This is a genomic window from Providencia sp. AGC89 (assembly GCF_053543535.1).
This window is the reverse complement of sequence record NZ_JBIXLP010000028.1, coordinates 1-8,238: the sequence shown is the minus strand read 5'-3', so window position 1 is coordinate 8,238 and position 8,238 is coordinate 1. Positions and strand designations below refer to the sequence as shown.

Annotated in this window: 8 protein-coding genes; all 8 read left to right on the top strand. The window is 46.7% G+C overall.

Going from position 1 to position 8,238, the window contains the following annotated elements; genetic code table 11:
* Positions 1-574: DUF3304 domain-containing protein (locus ACIPUA_RS06755; protein WP_449059467.1), on the top strand; the 574-nt coding region annotated here is incomplete at its 5' end.
* Between the two features lie 7 nt (positions 575-581).
* Positions 582-1,109, top strand: a complete 528-nt coding sequence (locus tag ACIPUA_RS06750; RefSeq protein WP_449059466.1) for a DUF3304 domain-containing protein — start codon at positions 582-584, stop codon at positions 1,107-1,109.
* A 7-nt stretch (positions 1,110-1,116) separates the two neighbouring features.
* Positions 1,117-1,626 carry a DUF3304 domain-containing protein gene (locus ACIPUA_RS06745; RefSeq protein ID WP_449059465.1) on the top strand — a complete coding sequence of 170 codons (510 nt, stop codon included), beginning with the start codon at positions 1,117-1,119 and terminating at the stop codon, positions 1,624-1,626.
* Positions 1,608-4,175 (top strand): T6SS phospholipase effector Tle1-like catalytic domain-containing protein, encoded by a 2,568-nt coding sequence (locus ACIPUA_RS06740; protein WP_449059464.1) that lies wholly within the window; start codon positions 1,608-1,610, stop codon positions 4,173-4,175. Before ACIPUA_RS06745 ends, ACIPUA_RS06740 begins: the two co-directional genes overlap by 19 nt.
* A gap of 26 nt (positions 4,176-4,201) precedes the next feature.
* The gene (locus ACIPUA_RS06735) at positions 4,202-6,601 is read left to right on the top strand and encodes a type VI secretion system Vgr family protein (RefSeq protein WP_449059463.1); all 2,400 of its coding nucleotides are present in this window, start codon (positions 4,202-4,204) and stop codon (positions 6,599-6,601) included.
* A complete protein-coding gene (locus ACIPUA_RS06730) occupies positions 6,594-7,397 on the top strand; it encodes a DUF4123 domain-containing protein (RefSeq protein WP_210855063.1) in 804 nt (267 codons plus the stop codon). Before ACIPUA_RS06735 ends, ACIPUA_RS06730 begins: the two co-directional genes overlap by 8 nt.
* Positions 7,398-7,436: 39 nt before the next feature.
* A complete protein-coding gene (locus ACIPUA_RS06725; protein ID WP_449059462.1) occupies positions 7,437-7,955 on the top strand; it encodes a DUF3304 domain-containing protein in 519 nt (172 codons plus the stop codon).
* The coding region (locus tag ACIPUA_RS06720) for a DUF3304 domain-containing protein (protein ID WP_449059461.1) at positions 7,943-8,238 on the top strand (296 nt) is incomplete at its 3' end. The genes ACIPUA_RS06725 and ACIPUA_RS06720, both read left to right, overlap by 13 nt.

The following is an 8,238-nucleotide window of genomic DNA, read 5'->3' as shown; positions in this document are numbered from 1 at the left end:
GCCGAATGCCCTACCAACGCGACCACACCACTTGCTCAGTGAGGTTAGGATGAAAAAAATAGTGATGCTTAGTGCCGTTGTGACTGCACTGCTGGCTTTAACCGCCTGCTCGCCGGATACAAGCGCGAATATGCTGCCCGCCAATATTTGGGGCTTTAACCATGTGAAAGACACTGCTGTTAATTGGTACACCGTCAATGGCGCCCAAGGGCGAGGGGCAACCGGTGTTTGTTGTGTGATGGTGCCCGAAAAATGGACACCCAACCAAACCGTGGTCGTGGAATGGGAGGTTGATCCTGATGCTTATGGTAAATCGCCCCCTATGGGAACTAAAGAATTTAGTGATTTCGTTAAAAAACACAAAGCCAATTATCGCCACTACCGCAAGGTGGTGCCCATCCCGCAATATGATGACGCTTGTGATGTCAAAGTACATTTTTTACCCTGCCAAGAGGTGAAAATCACCTTGTCGTGTTTGGCTCCTTGGCACCCTGACTACCCAATTCAAGACCCATTAGACCAAGAGGAGCCCGCCGAATGCCCAAACAACGCAGCCACACCACTTGCTCAGTGAGGTTAGGATGAAAAAAATATCTCTTATCGGTACCGTTTTAATTGTGTTACTGGCCTTAACCGCCTGCTCACCGGAGAAAAAAACCAACATGCTGCCCGCCAATATTTGGGGCTTTAACCATGTGAAAGACACTGCTGTTAATTGGTACACCGTCAATGGCGCCCAAGGGCGAGGGGCAGTCGGTGTCTGCTGTGTTATGGTGCCTGAAAAATGGACGCCCAACCAAACGGTGGTCGTGGAATGGGAGGTTGATCCCGATGCCTATACGCTAAATAGACCACAGTTAGGAAGTAAGGAATACAATGCTTTTATAACTGCACACGAAGCCAATTATCGCCACTACCGCAAGGTGGTGCCCATCCCGCAATATGATGACGCCTGTGATGTCAAAGTGCATTTTTTACCCTGCCAAGAGGTGAAAATCACCTTGTCGTGTTTGGCTCCTTGGCACCCTGACTACCCAATTCAAGACCCATTAGACCAAGTGGAGCCCGCCGAATGCCCAAACAACGCAGCCACACCACTTGCTCAGTGAGGTTAGGATGAAAAAAATATCTCTTATCGGTACCGTTTTAATTGTGTTACTGGCCTTAACCGCCTGCTCACCGGAGAAAAAAACCAACATGCTGCCCGCCAATATTTGGGGCTTTAACCATATGAAAGACACTTATGTTAATTGGTACACCGTCAATGGCGCCCGAGGGCGAGGGGCAGTCGGTGTCTGCTGTGTTATGGTGCCCGAAAAATGGACACCCAACCAAACCGTGGTCGTGGAGTGGGAGGTTGACCCAAATTCAAGACCTGGAGATATGCCTGGGGTCACCGACCCTGCGTTTAAGGCCTATATGGTGAAACACAAAGCCAATTATCGCCACTACCGCAAGGTGGTGCCCATCCCGCAATATGATGACGCCTGTGATGTGCACGTTCACTTTTTACCCTGCCAAGAGGTAAAAATCACCTTGTCGTGTTTGGCTACTCGTCATCCGGATTATCCAATAAAAGAACCTAATCAAATGGAGGAGCCTGCCGAATGCCCAGCAACATCATAATAAACCCGATAACGAAAGAAGCACTTAAAGGAGCACTTAAAACCGGCCTTCTCTCCATTAAGAAAATTGAATCTGTCAGTCACCGCTTAACGCAGGGCGCCCCCTGTTGGTCGCCACCACGGTTTCCAGAACAAGGTCGTTTACCCCTTTCAAGAAAAGCTCTGGAAGCCAATATGGGTAAAATTGAAAGTAAAGAGGTTGAACACCGCAAGGGCTTTCCTAAAAAAAACCGCAACCCTTGCTGCAAAAGCTTGCATGTAAGCCTGTTTTTTGATGGCACCAATAATAATGAACCCTATGACACTAAAAAAGCCAAACCGCCACACCCCTCCAATGTAGCTAAGCTTTACCATGCTTGTGCTCCTAATGATTTTAGAGCTATGCAGTCTGGATTCTTTGCTTATTATTTACCGGGGGTGGGCACGCCATTTCCCGAAATTGGCACCAATGAATATTACAGCAGTGGGTTAACCTTTGCTTCCGGAGGGGAAGACCGAATTACTTGGGCGTTAATCAATGTCTGCAATACGTTATATTATGAAGTGAATAAAACTGAGATAACCACTGCCGAACGCCGGCGCGTATTAAGAAAAATTAGCTCCCGAAAAGCAAATAACGCCTATACTAAAACAAATGATTACAACCCTCTTGAAGGCATTTTCGAGTTACTGAGTGGGATACGAGATAAACTGTTAAGGCATACGCCTAAATTAGTGGCGTTAAAACTGTATATCTATGGGTTTTCTCGCGGCTCTGCTGAAGCCCGTACCTTTGTCTATTGGTTGGAAAGGTTATTATCCTACGCCCATGACTCTGCTCAATATACCAACCCTGAACATGTTAAAGGGCATTTATACGGCATTCCCGTTTCGGTGGAGTTTTTAGGCTTATTTGATACCGTGGCCGCGGTTGGCATGGCCAATACCGTGCCGATGATGACCGGTCATAATGGTTGGGCGGGGGGAACGCAGCAGTTACCAAAGTCCGATTTAGTGAAATGCTGTTATCACTTTACTGCGGCTCACGAGCAACGTCAGGCGTTCTGTTTAGATTCTATTCGGACCCCCGAAGGGAATTACCCCCCGAATAGCTATGAAATTATTTACCCTGGCATGCACTCTGATGTGGGGGGCGCTTACCCAGTAGGGGACCAAGGTAAGTCACGAAATGGGGATGGTGAATTACTGTCGCAAATTGCCCTTCATGATATGTATGCCGCCGCCATTGATGCGGGAGCGCCCTTGGCGCTTTCATCTGAAACTTTTACGTTGCTACACCCCAAATTACAAGAATCATATATTTTTAGAAAACTAACTGACGCTACTGAAAAAGAATTCGCTTTTTCCCCCCATCTTGTCGACAAATTTAATCATTGGGTTACTTACACCCTGCCGGATACCACAGAGGTGACGGCGAAAACCCCTGAGCAAAATTATTGCCCGCCACGTTTTATCGATGCCGATATTGAACGGGCTATTGAGGTACAGCTGGTTCTTATCACCGCTTGGCGAATAGGCCGTTATGCCTCTCAGCCCCATTCGTTAATCAACCTTACCCAACAGCCGTTTTTCCAACAGGCGCCGCAGCACGCTAAAATCACCGCGCAACCCTATGAACCCGATTTTGGTCACCAAGCCGTGGATGCACTGACAGAGGAATATTACGATACCGAGCAGGAAATTAAAGGAATAGCGGAATTACGGGATAAAGAACAAAAAGCCATGCGGGATAACTTAGACAACTGGGTTGCCACCAATGTGGGGACGCCAACCTTTGATGCCACCAATGCTAGAGGGCAACTGTGGGAAGCCGCGTTAGAGTTTACCGCGGATTATCACGATGTCCCTCGCCCTGAACCCTTAATTGATATATCTTCTCGTCGAACACAAGCGGACTGCATTCGTGATACACAACCCTATCTTGGCGAGTTTGCAAACTGTGAATCATTGCCTAAGCACAGTTTTCCCATTATCGTCAGCGGGATGTCCTATTTATTACAACTCATCGATGACGAACTGGTCGAAACGGTTTATATGCTCACGAATCAAGATGAGCGTAGGGAATATGAAAAACTCAAAGAAATCAGCGATGATGTTTATAAAAGCGTTATTTACCCCCAAATGAAGGGGATCGCTAAATCGCCTGAAACGGCTAAAGTCATCGCCTTATTTGATGATTACATTCATGACTCTCGTGCTTGGTTTATGCATTCTGAAAGTGGAATTCGCGAACCCTACTCTAGTTATTTTTTATCCCGTATGATTTATTTTGGTGATAATTGGAATAAATCATTACGCCTAATCACGCCCGAAAAAGCTCAGGGTATCCCAATGACCCCAACTGGCTTACTGGCATTTTATTACCTACCCACTTATGGGTTGCGCTTATACAACACAAAAACGGGTCAAAAAATCCCTTTTGATGATAGTCAATTACCCCCTGCGACAAACAAAGTGATCGTTCTTATTCGCGAAGTGATTAAAGCACATGAAGAAGCCGCACACCGAGGCATGATTATCAAAATGCGTGATATCGCAAATAGCAAATAAACGACACATACTGATGGAGTAACCCCATGAGCCTACTCGACACAGCCAAAAACATCCTTCAAGGCCAAAACCGCTATCGCCTAGAAGTCCAAGGCTGCTCAGATTTACTGGACGTTGAACATTTTACCGGGCGTGAAGCCGCTAGCGACACCTATCGCTACCAAATTACGTTTACCTGTTCCGCCCAAGACCTTTCTGCTCAACAATTATTACGCCGTAATGCCAGCCTGACCTTTTGTGCACCGATAAATAACGTAATGGGACTCGCCACTCAACCTAGCGTTGCCAAGCGCGTTCATGGCGTAGTGACGGATTTCCGTCGCCTCTCCGGCTCCGCGGATGAAGCGCGCTATCAGTTAGTTATCGAACCCTTTTTTGCCCTACTGCGCCACCAAATTCGTAGCCACCGTTTCTTTATTAACCAATCCATTCCGGATGTGGTCGAACAAATTCTGCGTGAACACAATTTTAAAGGCTGGGAGTTCGAATTTCATCTCGAAAAAGCCTACCCAAAACGCGAACAAATCAACCAAATTAATGAAAGCGACCGCCAATTTATCGAGCGCTTACTCAGTGAAGTGGGGATTTTTTATCGCTTTGGTTTACAAGATGATACCCAAACCGAAGTCCTGCATTTTACGGACAGCCAACGCGGTTATGTGTATGACAAAACGCTGCCATTAAATAGCCCCTCAGGGCTGAACGATAACCATGCCGACAGTGTTTGGAGGTTATCGTTACGTCATCAAGTGGTCGAAAACACTGTTTTTGCCAAAGACTATAACCACCGACTGGCGGAAGATACGTTGATTTCTGCGGTAGCGGACATGACTCGCGGTGATGGGGAAAAAATCAATTACGGCGATGTTTATCACTATAAAGGCCGCCACCTCACCCGTGGAGATAAAATTCGCCCTGAAACTGAAACCGCTAACTTCTGGGCAAGACTCGACCACGAACGCTTTTTAGCTCGTCAGACTTTACTACGCGGAGAAAGTAGCGCTGCAGACCTGACGCCATTATTAGTGCTAAGTATTCAAGATAACCCGCTCAGTTCGACGTTACCCAGCGTATTCAAATCACCAATTCTAATTACTCGCCTACGCTTTACCGCCAGCCGAGATAAAGCGCTAACTGTTCGCTTTGACGCGGTGCCTTACACCGAAGCACTGTGTTGGCGCCCTGCTCTAAAACCACGCCCTGTGATTGCCGGAACATTAATGGCGCGTGTCACCAGTGCAAAAGACCACGATATTTATGCCCACCAAAATGAACACGGCTTTTATTGGGTGAAATTCGATGCAGACAGAGATGAAAAAACCAAGGGCTATGAAAGTATGCCTGTGCGTTTGGCGAAACCTTACGCCGGCGATACGTATGGGATGCATTTCCCGCTGATCCAAGGGACAGAAGTCGCCATCGCCTTCCATGAGGGCGACCCAGACCGCCCTTACATCGCTCACGCGCTGCATGACTCTCGCCACCCCGACCACGTGACGGATAAAAATAACACCCGCAATGTGATCCGCACGCCTGCGAATAACAAACTGCGCATGGAAGATAAACGCGGGCAAGAGCATATTAAGCTCAGCACCGAATATGGCGGAAAAACCCAGTTAAACCTGGGGCATTTGGTGAATGCCGAACGCGAACAGCGTGGTGATGGTTTTGAGTTACGCACCGACAGCTGGGGCGCGATCCGTGCGGGTAAAGGGTTGTTTATTACCACCGATAAGCAGGATAAAGCCGGTGGGGATGTGTTGGCGATGGCACCTGCTATCTCATTATTAAAAGGCGCTAATAATCAATTAACCAACTGGGGGGAGATAACCAAACAGCATAAAAATGCACCACCAGAGCAAGATAGCTTAAAAGCACTCCAAGAAAATGCCGAAAACTTAGCCTCCCCAGCCGTTTTAATGCATGCCACTGATGGCATTGGGTTAGTCACTGAGCAGTCTATTTTATTGCAAAGTGCGCAAGCACATTACGCCCAAAGTATGGGTGAAATGCACATTGCCAGTGGTGAACACATCAGTATCAATGCAAGCCAAAAGATTTCATTACTTTCACAAAAAGAAGGGGTTCGTTTCGTCTCGGGTAATGGCCCTTTCGAAATAGAGTCACACGCCGATAAGCTTGATGCAATTGCACTTAAGGATATCACAGTGCAATCAACCCAAGGGCATATTCAGCTCACCGCAAAAAATGGCATAACTTTAGGTTGCGGCGGTGGCTATATCCGCATTGCTCCCGATGGACAAATCGAAATACACAGCCCAAGCCGTATCAGCCTAAAAGGCCAACACGTATGGGATGGTCCCCAAGGTCAAGATTTCCCATTACCTGACTTGCCACAGTCTGTTTGTAAAGAATGTTTGCAAGAAGCACTTAAAAATGTAACAGGAGTGGCATTCCGTGAATAATATACCAAATCGTGTATCCAACGAACTCGTTGGTGCTTGGCTAGAAAAACTACGAGCCATAAGTGCTCAAGCACAAAATACCCATATCGACATCATCATTGACCAAGCAGGCTTATCTCAGTCTTTTATTCCAGCATTAAAAATGCTAGGGGATGACATCAAATGGCTTTCCCTGTTCACTGGCATGCCTGAAGAGGTTTTTATTGAAGATTCCCCCCTACTTATTCGCTTTAAGTGGGATAACGGTATGCATGTTATTTATTTAACGGAGATTTTAGCCCACTACTACCATTCCTCTCGAATTTTGGTGGCTGTTTCACTATTACCTTTTGATTCTCTTGCTAAATTTCTACAGGCGCTGGTTGAAATTAAATGGGAAAACCGAACTGGCATTTTACGCTTCTATGACCCCCGTATTTTCCCTGAACTGATTAAGCACATTTTAAATGAGAATGAAGCCCGTTATTTCAGCCAACTTGCCTATATGTGGAATTGGATAGATAAAGATGGAGAAATGCGCTGGCTGGAAGGCACCTTTTTTATCGATGTTGAAAAGCAAACGCCTCCCACTCTGACACTTGATATCAATCAGCTCACCAAAATAGGCTGTATTAGTGATGCAGTGAGATTAATGTTTTTGTCTGATTTTGAAAATCCCCACTTAACTCGAGAAGAAAATTTTGATCTGCTCTATACCCTCACTTTACAAGCATATGAAAGTGATTTTATTGGTAATACCGATGATTATGTTCTTCAACATCTACCCGCATTCACCACTGCAACACCAAAGCAATAAGTTGAGTTTCATACCTTGAAGGCCGTGCCATTTATAAAGATGACCATTTCTGATTTAGCTGTAATTTACTTATGCAGTACCCTACTTATTTCTGGTTGCTCAAATAGCTTTAGAAACAGTAAAAACCAGCCCATGGCGGCAGGGCTGAGTGGCTATAACCACACCCTCGGCAGCATTACCTCATTTTCCGTTAATGGCTCACGTGTCAGTGTGGGGGGCGTGCAATGCTGTGTACTACTCCCCGCCAAATGGGCACCCGGTCTGCATGCCAGAGTAAAATGGGAAAGTTTGGATAAAAGCAAACTGTCCCCCATGCCGAAATTTAGCCAAGTCGAGGCTTATAAGCGTTGGGAAGCCGAACTTGACCAATACAGCACCCAGCATGAAGTCAGCGTGCCTATCCCTGAGTATGACAGTAAAACGGCCTGTGGCTTAGATGTCCATTTTTTACCCTGCAACCAAGTCAAAGTGACCACCTCTTGTTATAGCTACCTTGACCCTGAATATCCGATTCAAGAACCGATTAATATGAAGGAGCCTGCCGTATGCCCGAAATAACCTCACGCCCAATGGCGATTCACGGGGCTATCACTGCCACCCTTTGCACGCTGGTTTTACTGTTATCTGGCTGCTCCCTTGCGGCTAGCAAAAACCAGCCCATGGCGGCGGGGCTGAGTGGCTATAACCACACACTTGGCAGCATTACCTCTTTTTCAGTCAATGGCTCAAGAGTCAGTGTCGGGGGCGTGCAATGTTGCGTGCTGCTCCCCGCTAAATGGACGCCCGGCTTACATGCCAGAGTAAAATGGGAAAGTTTGGATAAAAGCAAACTGTCCCCCAT